Annotated in this window: 20 protein-coding genes; 6 read left to right on the forward strand and 14 right to left on the reverse strand. The window is 42.3% G+C overall.

Going from position 1 to position 22,169, the window contains the following annotated elements; all coding sequences use genetic code 11:
- Positions 1-2: 2 nt before the first annotated feature.
- The 6 genes from phnE (FGL90_RS02505) to FGL90_RS02530 all read right to left on the reverse strand — a co-directional run bounded on the left by phnE (FGL90_RS02505) (position 3) and on the right by FGL90_RS02530 (position 5,943).
- Positions 3-812: a phosphonate ABC transporter, permease protein PhnE gene (gene phnE / locus FGL90_RS02505; protein ID WP_147656702.1), complete on the reverse strand. Its 810-nt coding sequence runs from the start codon at positions 810-812 to the stop codon at positions 3-5.
- Positions 809-1,597: a phosphonate ABC transporter, permease protein PhnE gene (gene phnE, locus FGL90_RS02510; protein WP_010619468.1), complete on the reverse strand. Its 789-nt coding sequence runs from the start codon at positions 1,595-1,597 to the stop codon at positions 809-811. Before phnE (FGL90_RS02510) ends, phnE (FGL90_RS02505) begins: the two co-directional genes overlap by 4 nt.
- Positions 1,594-2,406 carry a phosphonate ABC transporter ATP-binding protein gene (gene phnC, locus FGL90_RS02515; protein WP_147656703.1) on the reverse strand — a complete coding sequence of 271 codons (813 nt, stop codon included), beginning with the start codon at positions 2,404-2,406 and terminating at the stop codon, positions 1,594-1,596. Before phnC ends, phnE (FGL90_RS02510) begins: the two co-directional genes overlap by 4 nt.
- Positions 2,407-2,496: 90 nt before the next feature.
- Positions 2,497-3,432: a phosphate/phosphite/phosphonate ABC transporter substrate-binding protein gene (locus FGL90_RS02520; protein WP_010619465.1), complete on the reverse strand. Its 936-nt coding sequence runs from the start codon at positions 3,430-3,432 to the stop codon at positions 2,497-2,499.
- Between the two features lie 252 nt (positions 3,433-3,684).
- Positions 3,685-4,290, reverse strand: a complete 606-nt coding sequence (locus FGL90_RS02525) for a L,D-transpeptidase (protein WP_225423046.1) — start codon at positions 4,288-4,290, stop codon at positions 3,685-3,687.
- A 93-nt stretch (positions 4,291-4,383) separates the two neighbouring features.
- A complete protein-coding gene (locus FGL90_RS02530; protein ID WP_010619463.1) occupies positions 4,384-5,943 on the reverse strand; it encodes an ABC-F family ATP-binding cassette domain-containing protein in 1,560 nt (519 codons plus the stop codon).
- Between the two features lie 162 nt (positions 5,944-6,105).
- Between FGL90_RS02530 and FGL90_RS02535 the strand changes: the two genes are divergently transcribed.
- Positions 6,106-6,783 carry a CPBP family intramembrane glutamic endopeptidase gene (locus FGL90_RS02535; RefSeq protein ID WP_010619462.1) on the forward strand — a complete coding sequence of 226 codons (678 nt, stop codon included), beginning with the start codon at positions 6,106-6,108 and terminating at the stop codon, positions 6,781-6,783.
- Positions 6,784-6,810: 27 nt separating this feature from the next.
- Here FGL90_RS02535 and FGL90_RS02540 read toward each other — a convergent pair whose 3' ends face one another.
- Together FGL90_RS02540 and FGL90_RS02545 are read right to left on the reverse strand one after the other, a co-directional pair.
- Positions 6,811-9,855 (reverse strand): autotransporter outer membrane beta-barrel domain-containing protein, encoded by a 3,045-nt coding sequence (locus FGL90_RS02540; protein ID WP_147656706.1) that lies wholly within the window; start codon positions 9,853-9,855, stop codon positions 6,811-6,813.
- Positions 9,856-9,908: 53 nt separating this feature from the next.
- On the reverse strand, positions 9,909-10,901 hold the full coding sequence (locus tag FGL90_RS02545; protein ID WP_010619460.1) for a DUF916 domain-containing protein: 993 nt from the start codon (positions 10,899-10,901) through the stop codon (positions 9,909-9,911).
- A 453-nt stretch (positions 10,902-11,354) separates the two neighbouring features.
- Between FGL90_RS02545 and trpX the strand changes: the two genes are divergently transcribed.
- Genes trpX through FGL90_RS02560 form a run of 3 tightly spaced genes read left to right on the forward strand, consistent with a single transcriptional unit; the run spans position 11,355 to position 14,015 of the window.
- Positions 11,355-12,356 carry a tryptophan ABC transporter substrate-binding protein gene (gene trpX / locus FGL90_RS02550; protein ID WP_147656710.1) on the forward strand — a complete coding sequence of 334 codons (1,002 nt, stop codon included), beginning with the start codon at positions 11,355-11,357 and terminating at the stop codon, positions 12,354-12,356.
- Positions 12,353-13,252: an ABC transporter permease gene (locus tag FGL90_RS02555; protein WP_010619458.1), complete on the forward strand. Its 900-nt coding sequence runs from the start codon at positions 12,353-12,355 to the stop codon at positions 13,250-13,252. Before trpX ends, FGL90_RS02555 begins: the two co-directional genes overlap by 4 nt.
- Positions 13,245-14,015 carry an ABC transporter ATP-binding protein gene (locus FGL90_RS02560; RefSeq protein WP_147656712.1) on the forward strand — a complete coding sequence of 257 codons (771 nt, stop codon included), beginning with the start codon at positions 13,245-13,247 and terminating at the stop codon, positions 14,013-14,015. Before FGL90_RS02555 ends, FGL90_RS02560 begins: the two co-directional genes overlap by 8 nt.
- Positions 14,016-14,069: 54 nt before the next feature.
- Here FGL90_RS02560 and FGL90_RS02565 read toward each other — a convergent pair whose 3' ends face one another.
- The 6 genes from FGL90_RS02565 to FGL90_RS02590 all read right to left on the reverse strand — a co-directional run bounded on the left by FGL90_RS02565 (position 14,070) and on the right by FGL90_RS02590 (position 19,409).
- A complete protein-coding gene (locus FGL90_RS02565; RefSeq protein WP_147656720.1) occupies positions 14,070-15,257 on the reverse strand; it encodes an MFS transporter in 1,188 nt (395 codons plus the stop codon).
- A gap of 326 nt (positions 15,258-15,583) precedes the next feature.
- The gene (locus FGL90_RS02570; RefSeq protein ID WP_147656722.1) at positions 15,584-16,456 is read right to left on the reverse strand and encodes an NAD(P)-dependent oxidoreductase; all 873 of its coding nucleotides are present in this window, start codon (positions 16,454-16,456) and stop codon (positions 15,584-15,586) included.
- A 97-nt stretch (positions 16,457-16,553) separates the two neighbouring features.
- Entirely contained in the window at positions 16,554-16,871 is a 318-nt protein-coding gene (trxA, locus tag FGL90_RS02575; protein WP_010619454.1) for a thioredoxin, read from the reverse strand.
- A gap of 1 nt (position 16,872) precedes the next feature.
- On the reverse strand, positions 16,873-17,628 hold the full coding sequence (locus FGL90_RS02580) for a TerC family protein (protein ID WP_010619453.1): 756 nt from the start codon (positions 17,626-17,628) through the stop codon (positions 16,873-16,875).
- A 68-nt stretch (positions 17,629-17,696) separates the two neighbouring features.
- Positions 17,697-18,311, reverse strand: a complete 615-nt coding sequence (locus FGL90_RS10635; RefSeq protein WP_147656724.1) for a glycoside hydrolase family 73 protein — start codon at positions 18,309-18,311, stop codon at positions 17,697-17,699.
- A gap of 96 nt (positions 18,312-18,407) precedes the next feature.
- Positions 18,408-19,409: a linear amide C-N hydrolase gene (locus FGL90_RS02590; protein WP_147656727.1), complete on the reverse strand. Its 1,002-nt coding sequence runs from the start codon at positions 19,407-19,409 to the stop codon at positions 18,408-18,410.
- A gap of 353 nt (positions 19,410-19,762) precedes the next feature.
- Between FGL90_RS02590 and FGL90_RS02595 the strand changes: the two genes are divergently transcribed.
- A complete protein-coding gene (locus FGL90_RS02595) occupies positions 19,763-21,001 on the forward strand; it encodes an IS110 family RNA-guided transposase (RefSeq protein ID WP_010620861.1) in 1,239 nt (412 codons plus the stop codon).
- A 238-nt stretch (positions 21,002-21,239) separates the two neighbouring features.
- Complete coding sequence (locus FGL90_RS02600) at positions 21,240-22,148, forward strand: magnesium transporter CorA family protein (protein WP_147656729.1); 909 nt, start codon at positions 21,240-21,242, stop codon at positions 22,146-22,148.
- Positions 22,149-22,169 lie beyond the last annotated feature (21 nt).

Raw genomic sequence — 22,169 nt, forward strand, 5'->3', positions numbered from 1 at the left:
CGCTACACCAACCGTTTCCGAATGGATCCCGAGACAAAGTCAATCAACGTTACCGTGATAATAATCCCAATCAAAATTATTCCGACTCGCGACCAGCTTCTCGTTTGAATGGCAAACAGGAGTGGCGTTCCAATCCCGCCGGCACCAACCATCCCCAGAATTGACGCTGAACGAACAGCAATTTCAAATCGATAGAGCGTGTAAGAAAGAAATTCCGGCATAACGGTTGGCAGTGTGGCAAATATTAAAGTTTGACTGTGGCTACTACCACTACTGGTTAGCGCTTCTGCTGGTCCGCCATCCATGTTCTCAATTGATTCACTGAACAATTTTCCGAGCATCCCAATTGAGTGAATGCTGACGGCAAGGACCCCAGCAAAGGAACCCGGTCCAACTGCTTTGATGAACATAATTGCTAAGACAATTTCAGGAAACGTTCGAATCAACGTCAGCACTAATTTGCCAGAGGTGGAACGCATATGAACCTTGCTGTGACCCTTTCTAGCTGCCCAAAAGGCAAAGGGAACGCTTAAAATAGCTGAGATAAAGGTTCCCAAGAAGGCCATGGCTAATGTTTGAAGCGTCAGGCCCACTAAGTCCTCGCCACTTCCGTCATAGACGTATGCCCAATCCGGATGGAAAATGCCAGAAACAATCGACTTTGAGACTTCGCCAGCCGAGTCTTGTAATCCATGAAACGGAATTCCCGCAAACGCCCAAATGAACATGATGACGATAATGATTACCCAAAATAGCCATTTAAATGGATTTCGTTTGAGCGGCAATTGATTAGTTGCGGATACAGTTTTCATAATAGTCGCTCCCTCATCGTATTACTGATGGTATCAATGATTAACACAACCACCAGGATCGCAATGATAATGACCGCGGTCTGATCATAAGCAAACTCGTTTAATGAACGCTGTAGGTAAACCCCAATTCCCCCGGCCCCCAGGTACCCAAGGACGGTTGACGCACGAACATTAATTTCAAATGTATACAGATAGTAACTAATAAAGTAGTTAAACACTTGTGGAATTACCGCAAAAATCACAACTTGGGTACGACTTGCGCCAGTTGCCTGTAAGGCTTCAAGTGGCCCTTCATCAATGGTTTCAATTGCTTCATAAAATAGTTTGGATATCATCCCAAATGAGAAAACAGCTAGGGTGAAAACACCAGCAACCGGACCGATACCAACGATGGCTACAAAAAGAGCTGCAAGCATTAAATCAGGTAGCGTCCTGACCAAGTTCAAAATAAACCGAATGACGCTACGTAAGAATTTGTTTTTAACAATGTTTCTAGCCGCTAATACTGAAAACGGAATGGCAACCAATGTTCCGACGGTTGTCCCAATCAACGCCATTTGAATCGTTTGTAAAATTGGGGCAAAGACTAGTTTTGAGTAGCTCCAGTCTGGTTTTGCCATTTTTCCTAATAAATCCGTAAACTGGCCGAAGTTGTCAAAGAACATGACAAAATTTACGCCGGTAATATTGGCCGTCCAAAAAACTAAAATAATGAATAACGCCAGCCAAAATAGTGATTTTACATGATATTTTTGGGCAAAGGAACGCTTGGGGATTTCGTTCATGAGACCACCCCTTCTATGGGTGCGGTCGTTGTCATCCTTTCAATCTTTCCCTCACCATAACCAGGCTGATAAATATCATCTAAGTCAGTTTCAGTGACGTCCGCACTCATCTTATCGTAAACTAGTTTGCCGTCTCGCAACCCAATGATTCGATCGGCATATTTTTGTGCTAACGGAACTGAATGTAAATTGACAATCACCGTGATGCCAAAATCATCATTTAAGCTCTTCAAATCATTCATAACCGAATCCGTCGTTAACGGATCCAGGGAAGCGATGGGCTCGTCAGCTAACACAATTTTAGGATCCTGCATGAACGCTCTAGCAATCGCAACCCGTTGTTGTTGGCCCCCGGAAAGCTGATCAGCCCGAGAATATAGCTTTTCACCTAAGCCCACTCGTTGCAGCGCCTCCACCGTCTTTTGTTTATCTGCAGCACTGAACAGTCCTAGCGCACTTCGCCAGGTTGAGTAATAGCCCACTCGACCAGATAAAACGTTTCGCTGAACACTTGAACGCTTCACCAAATTGAAGTTTTGAAAAATCATGCCAATTTCTCGTCTCAAGTTTCTCAGGTCTTTGCCCTTGTAGTGAATAATGGATTTGCCATCAATTAAAACATCTCCCGAGCTCACATCGTGCATTCGGTTAATCGTCCGCATCAAGGTACTCTTACCCGAGCCAGATAGACCAACGACGACCAAAAATTGTCCTTTGGGAATACTGAAATTGATATTCTCCAGTCCGACCGTGCCGTTCGGATAGACCTTCCCCACATTTTTAAATTCAATGAAATTATTATCTGTCATTGGCTCTATTTCCCTTCATTTATCTAGTTTAAGGAAAAGGGAGTACGCAATTTGCGTCTCCCCTTAATAACTTGATTAATAATTGAAGACTTATTTATCGATCTTCTTTGCGGTCTTGTCATAGTTTCTGATAACGTTGAAATTACTGTCCTTTGCATCTACATAACCTTCATGTGAGTAAACGGATGAAATAATTTCGTGACCCTTTTTAGTTTTAGCGATTTCCTTAAATGCTTTGGCAATCTTCTTATCCCACTTAGAACTCATATCCTTACGAACCGTAATCGTGTCGTTTGGGATCCCCTTCGTCGTGTAAATTGGAACGACCTTTTTCATAACATCCTTCGCATCTTTTTGAACTAAGACACGGGCCCCTTCAAAAACAAACGCTGCATCAGCAGTTCCGTTATAGACAGCCATCACGCCTTGGTCATGACCCTTAACTTGAACCGTTGAAATATTGTTCTTATTGATATTTACGCCGTGATTATACAGTTCGACAATTGGATAGATCCAGCCGGCAGTTGATGTTGTATCCTGAACCGCAATCTTCTTACCCTTAAGGTCCTGAATCGTCTTAATCCCACTATTCTTACGAACCAAAATTTGCGATTTATACGTTTTGACCAGTTTATTTGTTTCCTGATCATTTGGTTGCTTATAGCCGTAACGTTCAGCTTGTAAGATAACCTTTGACCCATACTCCTTATGGGCTAAAACGTAAGCATCAGGTGGTAAGAATCCAACGTCAACCTTCTTGGACCCCATGGCTTCAACAATTGTGTTGTAGTCGGTTGAAACAGAAACCTTAACTGGAATGCCAAGTTGTTTCTTAAGTAGACCTTCCAATGGTTTCGCCTTCGCCTCAATGGTGTTGGCGTTTGAAGATGGAACAAATTGGACCGTTAACTTCTTAGGTGTGTAACTGCTGCTTGATGAACTACTTGAGCTCTTCCCGCATGCAGCTAAAACCGTAACAAGCAAAAGTGCACTGGCAATTGTTGCTAATCGTTTGAAGATTCGCATCGAACTGACTCCCCTTTTATTTTTATTTAACATATTAAGTGTACCCTTGTCCCCGAACTATTACAACATGAAAATAGCTAATGTTAGCTTTTAAATTGAAAACTAGTGAAAATACGAAGGTAAAACGATTTATGACATTAAAACACGAACTATAGCTAATTTTAGAAAACAAAAAAAGCGCTAACATCATGGTTAGCGCTTCTAAACCCATACATTTTGTGTTAATAATTTTTGAATGTCCATATATTGTGTCTATGAATTTGTGATAACAACTTTCATCCCGTATGGGACATTTTCATAAACCCATTTTGCATCAGCAATCGTCAACCGAACGCAGCCATGGGAATTGGCTTCTTTGCCAAGTCGATCTGCCTCAGATTTAATGTAGTTTCCATTTTTATCAACCGGAACCGAGTGAAACAAATAAACGCCATGATCTTTCCAAGACACCCAATAATTGGCACCCTCACCTGATTGTTGGTTATAGAAAGAATCCCCACGTTCTGACTGAATCGTGTACGTTCCAGTTGGGGTTGATTTTCCCTTCCCCGTTGAACAATACATGGTGTACTTCAGCTCGCTGCCGTCCATAACATAAACCCGCTGATCCTTGATTGATACCTTAAACCACGGATTTTCCATGCTCTCAAAATTAGGATAAGCCTTTTTTTGAGAGGATTTGTGCCAATTTACATTAATTGGCTTTGTTACTTTTTTCGTGTTTTTGGTTTGGCTTAGCTTTTCAGTCTGTTGCTGTAAAACCTTGGCCTGATGTGGTTGCACAAGAAATCGATTAATGAAAAACGCTGCCATCCCCAAAACAAAAATCACCATCAAAAACTTTAGTAATCGTTTCATATTGCCACCCTTAAATTTATTAATTACGTCTAGTTCTAATAAACCATATTTTAGCAATAATGACACGTTTTTGGCGTCAATTTAATCTAATTGTTAAACCTCTTTACTTTGTTTACGCAAACTTAATTTCTCAACGTTCAGAATCTTATCAGCGAGTCCATTATAAAAACTCGTTTCATGACTGACAACGATGGCGTTCCCTGGGAAGGCTTTGATAGCATCCTTGAGCGCGTTCTTCGTTTCGTCATCCAAATGGTTCGTTGGCTCATCCAAAACTAAGAAATTGCTTGGCTCAAACTCCATCATTGCAAGCTTAACCTTTACCTGCTCACCACCAGAAAGCTGGTGCATGGGCTTCATTGCGTTGGCGGAATCTAACCCACATTTGGCAAGCTTCGTCCGAATCGCCTTTTGCGGTAATTTTTCATATTGCGCCTGAATGATTTGAAGTGGTGTCATTTGATCATTTTCCCAAACTAAATCCTGGCTAAAGTAGCTTACTCGAGCGGATGGTGAGAATTCCACGTGCCCACCCTTAGCCTTAAGTTGGCCTAAGATTGTTTTAATCAACGTTGACTTACCCACACCATTGAAGCCCTCAAAACCAACCTTTTGATTGGTATTAACTGAAAAAGTAACTGGTTTCAGTAAGGGATGTTCATAACCCACGGAGAGTTGGTCAACAACCAGCGCGTTTTGTGAACCCGTATCCGCATATGGGAAGTTGAACGTTGCTTGAATATTAGTCGACGGTGGATCAACCCGTTCCATCTTGTTTAGCATCTTTTCCCGTGACTTGGCTAATGTTGAACGTGAACCAGCCTTAAACTTACTAATAAATTTCTCGGTTTTTTCAATCTTAACCTGTTGCTTTTCGTATTCGCGGCGTTGAACTTCTTCCTTTTCAGCCCGTTGACGCATGGCGTTCTTGAAGGTTCCACGGTATTTTGTGATTTTTCCAAAGGCAATGTTGGCAATACAGTTGGTCACTTCTTGTAAGAATTCAAAATCATGAGAAATGATCATTGCGGCGCCTTCGTAGTTATTCAAATAGTCTTCCAACCATTGAATATGCGCGACATCTAAATAGTTGGTTGGTTCGTCCAGTAAAATAACGTCTGGATTTTCCAACAATAGTTTAGCCAAAATAATCTTTGATCGTTGACCACCAGACATTTTAGCAACTTCGTGATCACGACCAATATCATCAAGGCCCAGACCAGAAATAACTCGTTCAATTTCGGTTTCAATATCGTAAAAGTTTCGGGCTTCGAGTTCCTCTTGAATTCGACCGGCACGCTCAAGCAATTTGTCTTCCATTGTTTCAGCATACTTCGTGTATAGCTCGGCCATTCGGTCATTTTGTGCGTATAGATCAGCAAATGCCGTGTGCAAAAAATCGATCAGCGTCATTTTTTCTGGGATATCGGCGTATTGATCCAAATACCCTACTCGAACCCGATTTTGCCATTTGATTGATCCTTCAAGTGGTAATTCCGCCTCCGTTAAAATCTTGATGAGGGTTGATTTACCAACACCATTTTGGCCAACAATGCCCATGTGTTCGCCCTTATTCAATTGAAAGCTTGCGCCATCGTATAATTTTTTATCAGCGAAACTCATGCTTAAGTCGCTGACCTCTAATAATGCCAATTCTGTTTCTCCTCTCAATGCTTGCTTCTTATATCGATCGTTTAAATCACGTAATAACCAGAGTACCACGCTCGAATAGCACGGTCAAATATTCAGAACTTGGTCATAATGGTATAATGTATCCCATTATGTTCCACATTTAATAGAATATGGAGGAATCTTATGGGAAGTTATCTCAATCGTCAAATACTCCGAATCGTTTGGATTGTCCTTCTATTCATTGGCTACCAAGCGGCAACTGCATTTTTAAGCACTGCATCAAGTCTCGCCGGAACCAATCCTGATCTGGCAGCTAAATACATCGGCTTAACGCTAATTGCATCCGCACTTCTACTTTGGCTCTTCCATTGGCTCTACCAAAAGCAACTTGCCAAAAATAATCCACGGCACTTTGGCCATACGCCACTCACTTCAAAACGGCTTTGGCAGTTTATTCTGCTATTCGCAATCATGTTTGGCATTCAACTAGTTTGGTCGCAGCTGATTGTTCATCACATTTTGCCCTCACCATCAAATCAAAAGCTGGTTGATCAAGGTGTCATGCAGCTTCCCTTATGGAACACCATTTATGATTGTATCGCGGCACCCTACTTTGAGGAAACAATCTTCCGGGGCTTCTTTCTGAACTTTTTCTTCTCTAAGAACACCCTTGTCTCAAATGTTTTGGGCGTCTTCGTTAGTGGTTTGATTTTCGGCTACCTTCATACACTGAGTTTTAATTGGACGTTGTTGCTTTACGCAAGTCTTGGCTGGCTTTTATCGTTCTCCTATTTGTATTTCAAAGATATTCGCTACAATATCGCCTTACACATGCTTAATAATATTTTGGGTTCCATTTAAAAAACGTCTTCAATTGAGGACGCTTTTTTATGTTGGATTAACATTTGCCGCTAACGTATACGTCATCGTTGCTTGATAACGCTTTGCACCGTAAACGCCAGAACTGAGCACCATCTTAATATTCGGATATGCTTTCGTCCAATAGCCGGTTGAATCATTTGCTTGCGTTGCAATCGCCACGTTTGTGTTATCGGCATTAACCTGATTTAACCCTGTATCAAACTTAATTCCAGCCGATGAGAATTGAGCAGATCCACTTGCAAATGGCGTCAATGCAGCACTTACAGTCCATCCATTTCCACTCGTCAAACCATCTACAACCGTGAGCTGAGTTCCGGTTCCCTGGTTACCGTATGTTGCCCCACCAGTTGGTAGATCGTGGTCGCCAAACTCTAATGGGCCTGGCACGCTGGTCAAGGAGAGTGATCCAGAAACAATTGGCGTTAACGTGACCGCATTTGACTTGGCCTTTAAGACGCTACCACTCATCAAAAGGTCGCTCAGCGTTACGCCAGTCGTCGGTAACGGGCTCGTCACTTGAACCTGGTACTGAACCGTTACCTGGTCCTTTGCTTTTAGCGTCTGTCCCAGCGCAATCGATAAGGTGTTGCCACTAGTCGTTGCATTTGCCGTTGTAATTGCTACCCCGTTAACCAGCACACTTAGGTTTCCTTTATAGCCGAGATTTGCTCCCAAATCACTTTGAATGACTGGTGTTGTGATGGCGGTCGTTCCATCATTTGTTAGTTTACTCTGCAGGGTGACCGTTTCCCCCGCAGCACTGCTCGTTGCGTTTTTAACCGCTAAATTAGTGACGGTCTTGCCATTGCTCAATGCCGCTTTAGTCATTGACACGTTGGCTACCTGACTGTCATCCACTACTTTGACGGTCATGCTGGCCGTGCCCGTTTTTCCCGTGGTCACCGTTTGCCCATTACTAAGTTTGACATTGGGTTGGGTAATTGTGGCCGTCAACGTATGGGTTCCCAGCAATGAGCTTCCCGTTCCTAGATTAAGGGCGCCAGAAACACTCCCACTACTTAATTTCAAGGCAAAGTTCTTACTAGAAGCGGCTGTCAAATTGGTGCCAGCGTTCGCGCTATTTCCAGTGACACTATCCTTCACGCTCACACTGTCCTGATTTGCGTAATCATCTACCCATGACCCACTGACGGTAACCGTCTTGCTGCTGGCCAGTTGACTGGTGTAGATTGTGACTGTTGATTCATCGAATTTCGTCGTTGGTGCAGGAATTGTCCCTTGAGTATAGAACATTGGCGCCGGCAAGATTTGGGCCGTATCGCCATTTGGTAAGGTTGATTTCCCGCCATAGTAAACGTACTGTCCCGCTGCAGTAGACGTGTTCGGCAGCGTTGAACTCGCGTCCGTTGCTAGGCTTACTTTCCCGGCCGTTCCAGCGGTTTTGTAGAGTGGTGCCAAATTTAGCTTACTTTTATCAACCGAAAGCTTGGCACTGCTCAACGCCCCTTCGCCATTACTATCCAGCTTAGAAGTATCAAAGTAGTTCGCAACTCTTGCAAATCGGTTTGCGCCAACTGCCCCCACCGTGCCATTCTGCGAACCAGAATAATCGGTTCCAGCGGCGTCGGTTCCTTTACCGGCATTTACCATGAGTCCGTCCAGTTTGATATCAAGCTTCGCTAGCCGATCGACTAGTGAATCTGTTTGAGAAACGTTAGGCAGTTCCGTCTTTTGCCCGTCAACTGACTCCCAGCTTGAAGTTGTCGTATTCAGTTTATTGGTGCTTCGAGTATCCCATGGAGATGCATAGGCATTCCAAGATTTAACGGTTGAAGTGACGGGCACATTTGTCCCAGAACTCACTTGATCCTTTTTCACGAGTGCGTAATCAACCGGTGATTTCCCGGGGTCAAACGTAAAATTAGTCCCACTTGAATTGATACTAAAAGGATCAACTAGCTGACTACTTCCGTACATCTTTAAACCTAGGTTAATCTTACCGTCCGCTCGTGGTGAAGGCATTAGCTTTCCTTTGGTTAATTGCTTATTTGGGGAGCTATCCGCCAAATTACCATTGTACTTTGCGATATCAATGTAAAAGTTAATGTTGGCGGTTCCATCAAATCCTGAACCAATTAGCCAAGAAAAGGTGTTCGCATTTTGTAACAGCGCCAAACTGTAGCCAATGGTCCCATTTAAGGCAACTGGCCCATAAACTGGTGGTAGGAAGTACCAGGACGACATAATCGATCCACCTGCATCAACTGATCCCGCTGCACTCGTGCCCAGTTCAGTTGGGGTAATTGAATCACCATTGTCAGAAACGTTATTTTTGAAGTCCTGACCATCCTGTGCGAAACGCGCTAATTTGATTGTACTTCGGTTACTAGGAAACAGGTATCTTTCCGAATGCTCAAGGGGAATTCCTTTTACTTTAAGGAAGAACGCGTGAGGATCATCCGGATCAAGGTAAACGTGGTGGTCAAACTGCATCGGAAATTGTGGTGAGCCAGCGATTGGTACAGAAATTTGAAGCATCATGAACGCTTGATCCCACACAATTGACTTAGCCATCGCACTGGCATCGACATCTTCCGGCATTTCAACGCGAACCATAACCCCGTAGTTTCCTGAAGACATATTGCTGACCAGGTTCCCGCCATCCGTCTTTGCCAACACGGCCCGAATTGAAATTTTTCCTCGGGCTTGTAAGAAACCACCCGTATAAGCCTGGTTACCGTTTGACATCAGTTGATTATCATTTAATTTAATATTGCCACTACTATCAGTCAGACTGGAAACACCACTTTTGTTCGTGCTTCCATCCGGAGAAACGTAGCCCGTTTTGTCCACGTAATTTAATGTAAAATCGCCATCAGAAATTTTAATATCTACTGGTGATTCCGTACTAATTGAGGTACCCGTATCTGAAACACCTGACGAACGAACCGTCCCAGTCGAGGCGGTGTAATCATTATTATCTGGCAAAGTAGCCGCCGACCCGTTTGCGATGAAAACAAATAAGCCAACGCCTAAACTCAAAATGAACATCCCTATTTTTAGCCATTTTTTATCAACATTATGAAGCATCGCTGTCCCCCCAGTCCCCTAACTAGTGACGTGTGCCTTGAGTAGTTTAGTCCTTAACGCGGACGTTTGATTCGAAAAAGTAGCCAGCCAATTGTGGCGATGGCCAATCCGACAAATAGACCAATCAAAATTTTCACCCAGCTAAGCCCTGTCTTTTGCTGGTCTTGCATCGTAACCTGATTCGCCTTGACCTTAAATGATTCAGTCGATTGCCATTTTTGATCCGTGGCGTTTGCAACCGCCCGGTAGTTTAATTGATAGTTTCCAGCAGGTAACGGCTTATCAAGCGTAACCTGCCAATCAAAATTTGAGCGGGGCGCTACCCCAATCTCCTTTTGAGAAAACTTTCTAACAACCTGATGATCTTCTGCCCGAACAATTTGGCCACTGACAACAACTTTTGGCAGCACCCATGGTTGATCATTAATCGTTTTGATTTGCAGAATTCCCTTACCATTTTGCAACTTATACCGAGCTCCTGAAGTCGTGATTGATCCCTTTAGTGTTTGGTTGCTCTGGCGCACGACAATTGGAATGGCGACCGCATACTGGTTGGCAATGCTTTGCTTTTGCTTGTTGTCCGCATTGACAACCCTGATTCCGCCCATGCGTTGTCCCCTAAAAGAGTTAGTTGGCATCTTCAAGCTGAAGCTAACGCGCTTTGTTTCGCCGCTTTTAAGTCGGATGGTCTTCTTTTGCGGTCCATTGACCAGTTCACCAAATTGGCTCTGATCTTTTGAACGGGCCGTTCCCTTATCATAAGAAATAATCCCGTTCTCGTTTGTGTAAGCTGCATTCAAACTAAGTCGCAGCTGCTGCGTTGTCGCTTTTTGATTCACAACTCGAACCGCCACATTGACTGTTTCGTTGGCCTTCGTTTTTAAGTTGAAGTAACCGTCCTGCGAGAGTTCAGTCTCATCATAAATGGGAGAAACTGCAATGCCATTCATGTCTTCAGCTTGAACAGTTCTTAGCGACAAAATCATCATTAATCCCAAACTAATTAACGCCAGCGTAAAGTTAGTTAAATGCTTCTCCCATTGCACTTCATTCCCCCCGTTTCTAAACGATACCATTTGATAAGTTGATATTAACCGGTTTTAATAGTTATTGCTAATAATAACTCCTGAGGACCTGACACTCTTCCCCAATTTTCATTTTCAAACAAGAATAGCTTGACGTGTCCTCATTAATTTCTTATAATTGTCAGCAATTAGTCAGAGAAGGGAAAGTTAGCATGCTAAATCATTCAATCCAAAATTTGAATAGTGACTGGCAAAGCCGATAAATTGGGCAATCTTTTAACACAGATGCGCCTGATGAGAAAGACATCATTAGTACGTGTCTGTGTCGGCTAACTTTTCTGTTAATAAAAAGCCTGCATGGATTAACACTTTAACCCAGCAGGTCTTTGTTTTTCATCGGACAATTATCCTGCGCGGATGATTGTCTTTTTTTATTTTCCTGAGCGACTAAACAACTAATAAGGGGGATTCATAATGAAACGACTTTATTCACTCATTGCTATTATTTTAGTCTTTCTTGGCTTTGCATTTGTTCGTCAGCAACCGTCTCAACAATCGACGCGGACCCAAAAAACGCAAACCGTCGGAATTTTACAATTAATGTCCCAACCGGCACTGGACACAATCCATAAGGGGATCATGAAGGGGCTCGCCGATGAGGGCTACAAACCTGGCAAGAATCTAAAAGTTGATTTTCAAAATGCCGAAAATGATCAAAGTAACATGAAGACGATGAGTTCTCGCTTTGTGAACGAAAACGCTGATGCCATGATTGGTATTGCAACGCCATCAGCTCAAGCACTCGCTAATGCATCGGATAAAATTCCAGTTGTGTTAGGAGCAATTACCGATCCAAAGGGAGCTGGCTTAGTCAAGAATAATAAGCGACCTGGTGGCAACGTCACTGGGGTTTCTGATCAAGCACCGCTTAAAGCTCAACTTGATTTAATTAAGCAAATCATGCCCAAAATGAAAACCCTTGGGATTATGTATACCTCAAGTGATGATTCAGCAACCGCACAGTATAAGCAATTCAAAGCCCTTTGCAAAAAGGAAAACGTGACGCTTAAGGCTTATTCAATTTCAAACACCAACGATGTTGATCAGGTTTCTCAACAAATGCTGAGCAACGTGGATGCCGTTTATGTTCCAACGGACAACACAATTGCGTCTGCCATGCAGACGTTGGTTGCAAACGCCAACTCCGCTAAGGTCCCCGTCTTCCCTGCCGTTGATTCAATGGTAAAGGATGGCGGATTAGCAACCCTCAGTATTAATCAATACAAATTGGGTGTTGAGACCGGCAAAATGACCGCACAAATTCTTAAAGGAAAACTCAATCCAGCAACGACACCAATTCATTTCTTCCGAAGTGGTGAAATGACGATTAACTTGAAGGAAGCCAAAAAACTTGGTATTACGCTTCCTAAGTCAGTTGTCGAAGAAGCTGAAAAGAACGGGGAGGTATTCAAATGAATTTAGTTGTATCCGCAATCGGGCAAGGACTCCTATGGGCAGTCCTTGGGTTAGGCCTTTTTCTAACCTTCAGAATATTAGACTTTCCAGACATGACTGTTGAAGGAACCTTTCCAATGGGGGCCGCAGCTTGTGTCTCCGCCATTTCACACGGTATCTCACCAATCTGGGCAACCCTTATCGCTGTCGGCGTTGGTATGTTGGCAGGACTCGTCACCGGCCTTCTTTATACAAAGGGTCGGATTCCAATTTTGCTAGCCGGAATCTTAGTCATGACGGCCGCTTACTCCATTAACTTACGAATTATGGGCCGAGCAAATCTCTCCTTATTAGGCAAATCAACCCTATTCAAAACACGTTTTCTTCAATCATTACCACCCTACTTTGACAGTGTTGTCCTTGGCATGGTGATGATTGCAATCGTGACGCTATTATTGGTTTACTTTTTACAAACCGATTTGGGACAGTCCTTCATCGCCACTGGTGATAATGAAGTAATGGCCCGCTCACTTGGAATTCACACCGACAACATGAAAATCATGGGACTGATGGTTTCAAACGGGATGATTGGTCTTGGTGGTGCCCTAGTTTCTCAAAACAACGGCTACTCCGACGTCAACATGGGAATCGGAATTATCGTCATTGCCCTTGCTTCCATCATCATTGGGGAAGTCGCATTTGGCGAATTAACAATGAATCAACGATTAGTTGCCGTCACGTTAGGGTCAATTTTGTACCGCTTTGTGCTCCTAATTGTTCTAAAACTTGGCTTCAACGCAAATGATTTAAACCTATTATCTGCCATCGTTCTAGCACTTTGCATGATGCTGCCAGTATTCCAAAAGAAGTTCAATTTCCGTCATATTCTAAAGAGGGGGCTTGATACCAATGAGTAACCCAATTCTAAAACTCGATAATGTCGTCGTAAATGTTAATCAAAATACACCCGAACAAATTACCATTCTTAATCACCTAAATTTAACGGTGAATGATGGCGACTTCATTACTATTCTAGGTTCAAACGGTGCTGGTAAATCTACCTTGTTCAACGCAATTGGTGGTAATTTAAAAATTGATGAGGGGCAAATTAGCCTTCGTGATAAAAATATTACCCACCTTTCAGAAGAAAATCGCACTCGAGTTTTGAGTCGCGTTTTCCAAGATCCCAAGTTAGGAACGGCGCCCCGAATGACGGTTGCCGAAAATCTACTGTTAGCCAAAAAGCGTGGTGAAAGTCGTCACCTGACCCCTCGCGGATTGAAACAACAAATGGCTGGGTTCGCTAAGCTGACATCAACAATGAATAACGGTTTGGACGAACGGTTAAACACGCCAACCGGTAACCTATCCGGTGGTCAACGTCAGGCTTTAAGCTTCCTTATGGCAACGTTAAAACGGCCAGACATTCTCCTATTGGATGAACATACTGCTGCGCTAGACCCTAAGACGTCGCAACAGTTAATGGCCGCCACGAACGATCGAATTAATACTGAAAAGTTAACCTGCCTCATGATCACCCATCATTTGGAAGACGCTTTGAAGTATGGTAACCGCCTAATTGTTCTTCAAGATGGCCAAATTACTTACGATGTTTCTGGCGCTGAAAAAGAAGCGTTAACCCAAGAAAAACTGTATTCGTTCTTCTCAGATATTGAATAGAACAAAAAAATAATCCTACCTCAAAAATGAGATAGGATTATTTTTTGTCTTCATTTATTCTGCTGGCGATAAAGCCGTTTCCTTTACCGTTCCAAATCGTAAGGCAACCAAACTAACAATTAAACATAGAACTCCAACTGCTAAGTCGGATTGAAGCGTTAAAGCTGGGTTAACGGTCACTAATCGCCCACTGATTAATGGTACCGTAACTGATGCAATACTTCCAAATGTGAAGAAAAGTCCTGTGATTCGGCCCTTATTTGCTGGGAAGAGTTCGCTTAAAGCGTTTAAGCCAACCTGCATGATTCCGCCGGCTGCTGATAATCCAAAGGTAAATGCTGCCATCAAAGCAATGGTCGCACTTCCCGCAAAATAGATTCCAACTAACGCTGCGACAGCAACAGCATTGAAAACAACTAACAATTTGAAGGGACTAATCCCAACTTTAAGCATAATTGAAATAAGGAAGACACCGGTTAATGACCCAATGCTGTACAACGATAGCATTCCATGTGCGGCAACGTTATCCAATTTCAAAACTGACTGGGCGTAGTAAGTTCCCCATTGTGTGAACCAGATCATCAGTGCCATTGAGCCGTATCCGTAAATTAAGAGGCCCACTGCAGCAATTCGCTGACCCTTAGTCAAATGCTTAGTTGCAACGGCCGCGCTTTCACTTGATTGCTTTTTAGGAAACTTGGTCATTGGTAAAATAGCTAAATTAAATGCCAAAATTGCTAATGCAAAGACGAATGATGATCCGTACCAGAAATGATTTAGTTCAATTGCGCTGACCATGATTGGCAAAACAAACTCTCCAGCTGACATAGCAGCTTTTATCAACACCGTTGAAGCTGACTGATGCCCCGGCATTTCCATGAAAGTTGGGTAAGTACCAGAATCCAAGGCGGAGTTGGCAACCCCTGCTAAAATAGTTAAACCGTATGCAACAGGTACGCTGCTCGTCATTAAGATTCCGGCGAAGAAAATGGCGTACGATAAAATACCAATGTAAATAAATGGCTTCCTACCCCATTTGTCGGACAAACTTCCTAAAATGTAGTAAGCGAGCAACCGGCCAATTCCTAATGCTGAAATAACGTAGGCAACGGTCGCAAGTGACGTATGCCATCCCGCCTGTAAGACCTTCATATTTTGGGTCAGAATAATTAATCCAACACCGTGGACGAAGTAGTTTAAGTAGAGAATAATGTTCAATCTGATTGTATTTGCTCTGGTCATCTGTGACACCCCATTTTCTAATTTTTGAAACAAAAAACCGGTTAGCATCTGCTAACCGGCGTCTTGAAAAATCATCCAAATAGAAATAGACTATCGCGCTCACCAGCTAGCATGTATAGACACCTAGCTGGATTGTAAAATAACTCCCACCTTAGATGCGATCTCGTTAGACCGCACCCTTGGAAGATGCGGTTACCTAAAGTAATAGAAGTTATAATACCAATTGTTGAGTTTGAGTTGAGCCTGCTTCATAGTGATGATCTCCTTCCGAATTGAATACATTTATTAAAACATTCTAATAATTCTTTGTCAACTCTAATTTAAAATTAATCTTTCCACTTTTCATACGTTTTGATTAAGCCCTGGGTTCCGTCATCCCCCAGATTGGCCTGTTCAACCATCGTTTCGTATAGTTGCTTTGCCAATTTTGTTGCCGGTAGATCGAGTCCCATTTTATCTGCTTCATCAAGCGCAATCCGTAAATCTTTGAGGAAGTGTTTCGCAAAAAATCCTGGAGTGTAATCCTGCGCTAAAATTCGCGGAACATAGTTTTCCATGCTCCAGTTATCGGCGCCACCACTACTCAAAGTAGCAAGCACCTGATCAAGTGGCAATTTCGCATTTTTCGCATAAACGAGCATTTCAGTCAATCCCGTCATGGTTCCAGCAATCATGATTTGATTGGCCATTTTTGTATGCTGACCAGAGCCGGCCGCACCAAAATAGTTAACGCGTTTTCCAATCAAATCAAATAAGTCAGATAACTGTTGGTAGGCGGATTCATCCCCACCCAGCATCACGGTTAGTGCCCCTTTTTGAGCACCAATATCACCGCCGGAAACGGGAGCATCTAAAGCCAGCGAATTATGCGTATGAGCTTCTTTATTAATTTTAATTGCTAAAGAGGGCGTGCTGGTTGTCATATCGACGACGATGCTCCCTGGTTTTAGCCCCGCAAAGATCCCATTTGCGCCAAAATAAACGGACTCAACGTCTTTGGGAAATCCAACCATGGTAAAAATAACATCCGTTCGATCAGCAATAATTTTAGGCGTCACGGCCCATTTTGCACCCTTATCAATTAGCTTTTGCGCCTTTTGTCTTGTTCGGTTATACACCGTTAAATCATGACCAGCATCGATGAAATGTTCCGCAATCGCAGCACCCATGACACCCGTTCCAATAAATCCAATATTCATCTGAGTCACCATCCTGTTCTAATTTAATCTAAAGCCATTTAGGACGAATAATCAAGAAAAAAATGGGATGCCAAATTCGCACCCCATCTCATCACGTTTATTCAGCTAATTTTTGATCTAAGTAAGCCGCAAGTTTTTCACGTGGATAAACACCGGTTACTTTTTCAGTTGCCTTACCATTTTTAAAAAGTACGAGACTTGGAACGCTCATGACCTTATATTGCATGGCAATGTCTTGATTGCCATCAACGTCCATTTTTGCAAACTTAATTTTGCCATCATACTCATCTTCAAGCTGCTCTAAAACGGGATCCATCATTTTACATGGCGCACACCAAGATGCCCAAAAATCAACGATTGTCATCCCGTCTGCAGTTTGGCTTTCAATATTATCTTTCGTTAAATTAACTGCCAAATTAAGACTTCCCTTCGCTCTTCGAATGTTTCGCTCTAATCATATGAATGAGAACCGTCACCACAACGGCGCCAACCACTATTCCACCAAATACGGGTGCCGGAATCTCGATATCAATTGCCGGGATGGACATAAATAATTTAATTGCGATAAATGCGATTAAAATGTAAGCCATTGGTTCAAGTTCAGGAATCTTCTTCATTAGTTTCATGATAAATTCAGCAATCCCCCGCATGGCAAGAATCCCAATCATCCCACCTAGCAGAACGATAACTGGGTTCGGAGAAATTGCGAGTGATGCAAGAACTGAATCAACAGAAAAGATGATGTCCATCATTTCAATTTGTACCACGACCGACCAAAATAGTGAGCGTTGACTCTTCTTACTATTATCGACTAAATGGCGCGTATGCGTGACTTTCGTTTTGGTGAAGTAACGGAAAGTTAGGAACACCAAGTAGAGCGCGCCAATCACCTTTATTTCCCACAAGTGAATGAGGAAAGTTCCTAATCCAATAATTAGGAACCTAAAGATGTACGCACCCCAAATTCCGTAGAATAATGACTCTTCTTGGAGCTTTTTTGTTGGCAAGCTTTGCGTCTGCGCAGCAAGTACCACCGCATTATCAACAGATAATAGACATTCAATCAGCACTAATGAAAAGATTAAAAGCCAGTCGTTCCCTGATGTAATAACAGTTTGCCAGTTATGAAGATCAAAAAAGGGTCCGTATAACTCACCCAGTAAATGTAACAACGATAAATTCCCCACTTCTAATTTCAGATTGATTTGATTCTAGCATTTTACTACGAGAATCGCTATCCCTAGTTATCATATTGATTTAAATTGTAGGTTTGAATCATTTGGATAATTTTTTGGGCATACTTTGGATCGGTGGCATAATTATTTTCCTGTAAAAATTCTGCTGCCGTTTGATAATTAGTGGTTGCTTGGGGAATGAACTTAGCTCGCAAAATTTTGTCATGATCCAAAATGGCGGACTTTAAATCGGGATAGTCTCTAAAGTAATCGTTCACCGTTATCTTTTTACCGTTTTCGTATTCCGTTGTTGGAAACGCCTTGGTGTTTCCTTCGTAGCTCCCCTTCATGCCAAATGGATTATTGGCCTCAAGGTAGAGCGTCGACTTCCCCCAGTTGGACTCCAAAATTGCTTGGGCAACCACGATGCTGGGGAGGACTTGTCGATTTAGTTTATACACACGTTGTGCTGGAGCAGCCATCTTTTTAATGAACGCTTGTTGTGCGTCAGTCAGGCCTTGCGACGCAGAAGTGGATTGAGTTGTGGCCGTCGCACTGCTGTCAAATCGGTTCACCACGTATTGACGAAGTTTAAGTCCCGCACCGAACACCAGGACAACAATGACAGCGACAATCACAAACGCGACGACGCCATTACTCTTTTTTCGCTTTGCAATCACAATAACCCTCTTTCCTTTGTTAGATTGGTTTGAAGTATAGGGACTCATCTGGAGAAAGTACGCTTTTTAAAGTCAACTTATTAAAAAATTACAGAATCACAGTCCCGGAACCTCATCCCGTTTGTTCAGATTATCGACTACCAAATCATTAATCACTGAGTAAAATTTAGGCTTTGTCCAGTTGAGCATTTCCGGCGTCAATTGAAGTTTCACAATGGACATCCGGTCATACGGCTCAAAATAGTAACTAAGGGACTCACTACTCGTTGCTGCCCGATAAATCGAATAAGTCCTTTGATGATCAGTACTTTTCGGAACACTCACACTATTTAACAGGTGCCAACTACTAATGACCGCTTCATCTTCATTTGCAGGAATATTTGCCCGCTCCTTATCGTAAGCAGCTCGAATAAATCTGGAACCCGGCGTGAAGGATCCAGTTGGTACTTTCTTCCCCGAAAAGTTACCAGTTGTTACTTTAGGCGTATTCAAAGGAACCGTCCCCGCCTTGAAGGCTGGCGTAAATTCCATATAATCCTCTAACTGATTAATTTGTTTCTCAAAATTATGTGAATTGGTCAAAATTCCCAATGGGTTATTCCGGACTTCCATTGGCTGCTTCGTGGGCTCAATGACCACGATCCGTCCCGTTTTGTCCAGAACAGTAAAGTGGAGCTCTGGGTGACCGTAGGCTTGATCAGCAAACTCATCGGTCATCAGTTCAATCTCCGATAGGTACGCTTCAATTTCAGCGACTGACTTAAAATTTCCTAACAAATAAAAGGGAAGTTCAAATGGTGCCAATTGCGTTTTCTCAGAGTTTCGCTGAGTTGAGAGGATTGATCCATTGGAAAAAGTTAACTTTTGGACGCTAAGCCCCCACTCATTGATTCCGTCTGACACATCTACTTCGTCGTCATGAGGACCTCCGCCACCAATGAGCGCATACTTATTTTTATATTCATGATGATCGTAGACGCTTTTCCAACTGTAATCTCTGGGGGTAAAAAGTGGCATACTTCCCATTCGATACCAGTCCATCGTCCGTGAAAGTAAATGCGTGCCATCCTTTGCAATTTGTAGAATGCTTGTGCACATATTTAATCCTCCTCGTATTATTAAAATTAATATCTTTTAGTTTTTTGTTCAATGTTTAGATGTTGCGTGATATTCTCTAGTTGTTCATTGGATTTAGGTCCAACTGGTATAGGCTTAATTCCTCCTGCAGTTTAATCTGCTTTAATAGCATGCCGCCCAGGCAATTCGAACAACCGCAAACCACAAGCTGTAGTGACTGAATTGATTTGTTTTCACTCGCGTGAAAACGCAGCTAAATTAGTTTCTGTCTAGTCTACTTATATTGCGAGGATGCCCGTAGAATTGTAATTAGGGAACATCATGCAGCACCTAAGCTTATTCAATCAAATAAAAGTGAAAGGAGGTCCTATCCCATGAACTTATTTATTGGTATTGACGTTGGTAAACTTAATCTAAGTTATTGTGCAATTAACTCAGATGACCAATGCCTATTTCAGGATGAGGCAAGTAATGATTTAAACGGTGCTTCTCAAATCAAACAAGCTATTCTTGCAGAAACCAAATTATCGGATTACCAAAAGGTAATCGTTGGTATGGAGGCAACTTCTGTCTATAATTTTCATCCAACTACGTTTCTGTCTGAAGACCAAGAGTTACAAAAAAATCAGCTCGAGGTTATTACCATTAATCCTTACACTTCTCATCATTTTAGTGAATTGTTTGATGATGGTAAAACCGACGAGGTAGATGCAAAACAGTTAGCCGAATTAATTCGTGTGAAACCATTGGGAACATCAGTTGTGCGTCAGGAAAAATATATGGCATTACAACGCTTAACCAGGGAACGGTATCATCTTATTCATCAACTAGTAGATGCTAAAAATCAATTTTTAAATAATCTCTACTATCGCTGCAATACCTTAGATCAAACACTACCCACATCTGTTTTTGGTTCGACGATGATGTCTTTAATTACTGATGAAGAACTAAGTCTAGATGAAGCTGCTGCAATGCCACTAGATCAGTTAGCTGTTAAATTACAACAGCTAGGTCATGGTAAATTTGGTAATCCAGAAGAAGTAGCTAAAGCCATTAAGAAGGCCGTTCGGTCTTCCTATCGACTATCTAAAGCAGTTACTGAATCAGTAGATTCAATTCTGGCGGTTTATGCTGAAATTATTCGTACACTTCAAGCACAAATTACAAAGCTCGATAAATCAATTCAACAACTTTCAGTGCAAATTACCGAAATCAAATGTCTCACTAGTATTCCTGGAATCGGTGCCGTATTTGCGGCGGGTATTGTATCCGAAATTGGTCAAATAACTCGTTTTCCAAATGAAAGTCACATTGCTAAATATGCTGGCTTAGCTTGGATGCCACATGAATCAGGAACTAGTATCCGGCAATCCACTCCTCGTACCCGTAAGGGTAACCAATATCTACGTTACTACTTAGTTGAAGCTGCCAACTCAGTAAGACGTTACGATCCAACATTCCAACGTTACTATCAAAAAAAATATAAAGAGGTTCCTAAGTATCGTCACAAACGAGCTGCCGTTTTAACAGCACGTAAGTTGGTTAGATTAGTAGACGTTCTAATTCGAAATAATCAACTTTACGTACCACCAGAAACTGGTATAGCTGAATAAATGACGATAACGGAAACGAGCGTAGCTCGGTGAAATTCTTACTTTCAGCGGGCTGGGGTAGATATGCTCTAAATTAACAAATTTTACGGGCTTTCAGGCTTATCACCTTCTTGACTTATTACCACAAGGCTATTTTGTTGCTTTGCTCTATTTTACTTCAATCCCCACAAATTAGCCTATTTCTTTACTTTTCGCTAGGTTGGCGCTTTAATAAAGATAGAATTGGTGGAGGTGTCATATGATTGAAAAGACAAGCGTCAACGATCAATTTAGCTGGCTCAAAGTCCAGGACCTCTCGGACGACGACCATAACGAGCTTAGGGAGAAATATAATCTACCCAAGCGCTTTTTGAGATATGTCGCCGACGTTCACGAACGCGCACGATTTGATACCGATGACGAAACTGGCGCAACGTTAGTCATTTTTGACGTCGTGATCTCGTCAAAATTTAACGGAATGGACAACACTGAACCCGTGGCTTTCCTAATCAATAAGGACACTTTCATTTCGTTTAATCACTCCAAAACAAGTTTTATCAATCACACGATTAAAGAAGTTATTACTAAACGCGCTCACAAAGATCACCAGTTAAACCAATTTGAATTGCTGATTCACCTGTTATTTAACCTATCGCTTCAATTCTTCGACGTTATCGATGATGTAAACGTTGCACGAACAGATATCCAGACCCACCTTATGCAGCAGAAAAGTCATAAGGCAATTACCCAACTGATGAACTTAGAAACTAGCCTGGTGTTCCTGCTGACTTCGCTAACGTCAAACTATGAGTTATTGAATGACATGAAGCGAACCTTGGATTTATCCGATACGGAGACTCAAGCTTTAGATAACGTTTTGATTGAAGCAAAGCAAGGTCAAGAAATGGCGCAAATGGCGTCAGATATTATTGATCGCGTTTCGACGGCTTATTCCAACCTGCTTGATAGTAACCTGAACAACACGATGAAGTTTTTAACGGTCTACTCAATTATTTTGACCATTCCATCAATTGTCTTTAGCTTTTATGGGCAGAACGTTCCAATTCCCTTACAGGATTCACCCGTGGCCTGGCTATTAACCATTTTGGTGGCTGGAATACTGGTTGCTTTCTTGATCCGTTACTTCCATAAAAATGATTTGTTCTAAGCATTCCTAATATGGGAATGC

This window comes from Secundilactobacillus malefermentans (assembly GCF_008033155.1).
Taxonomy (GTDB): domain Bacteria; phylum Bacillota; class Bacilli; order Lactobacillales; family Lactobacillaceae; genus Secundilactobacillus; species Secundilactobacillus malefermentans.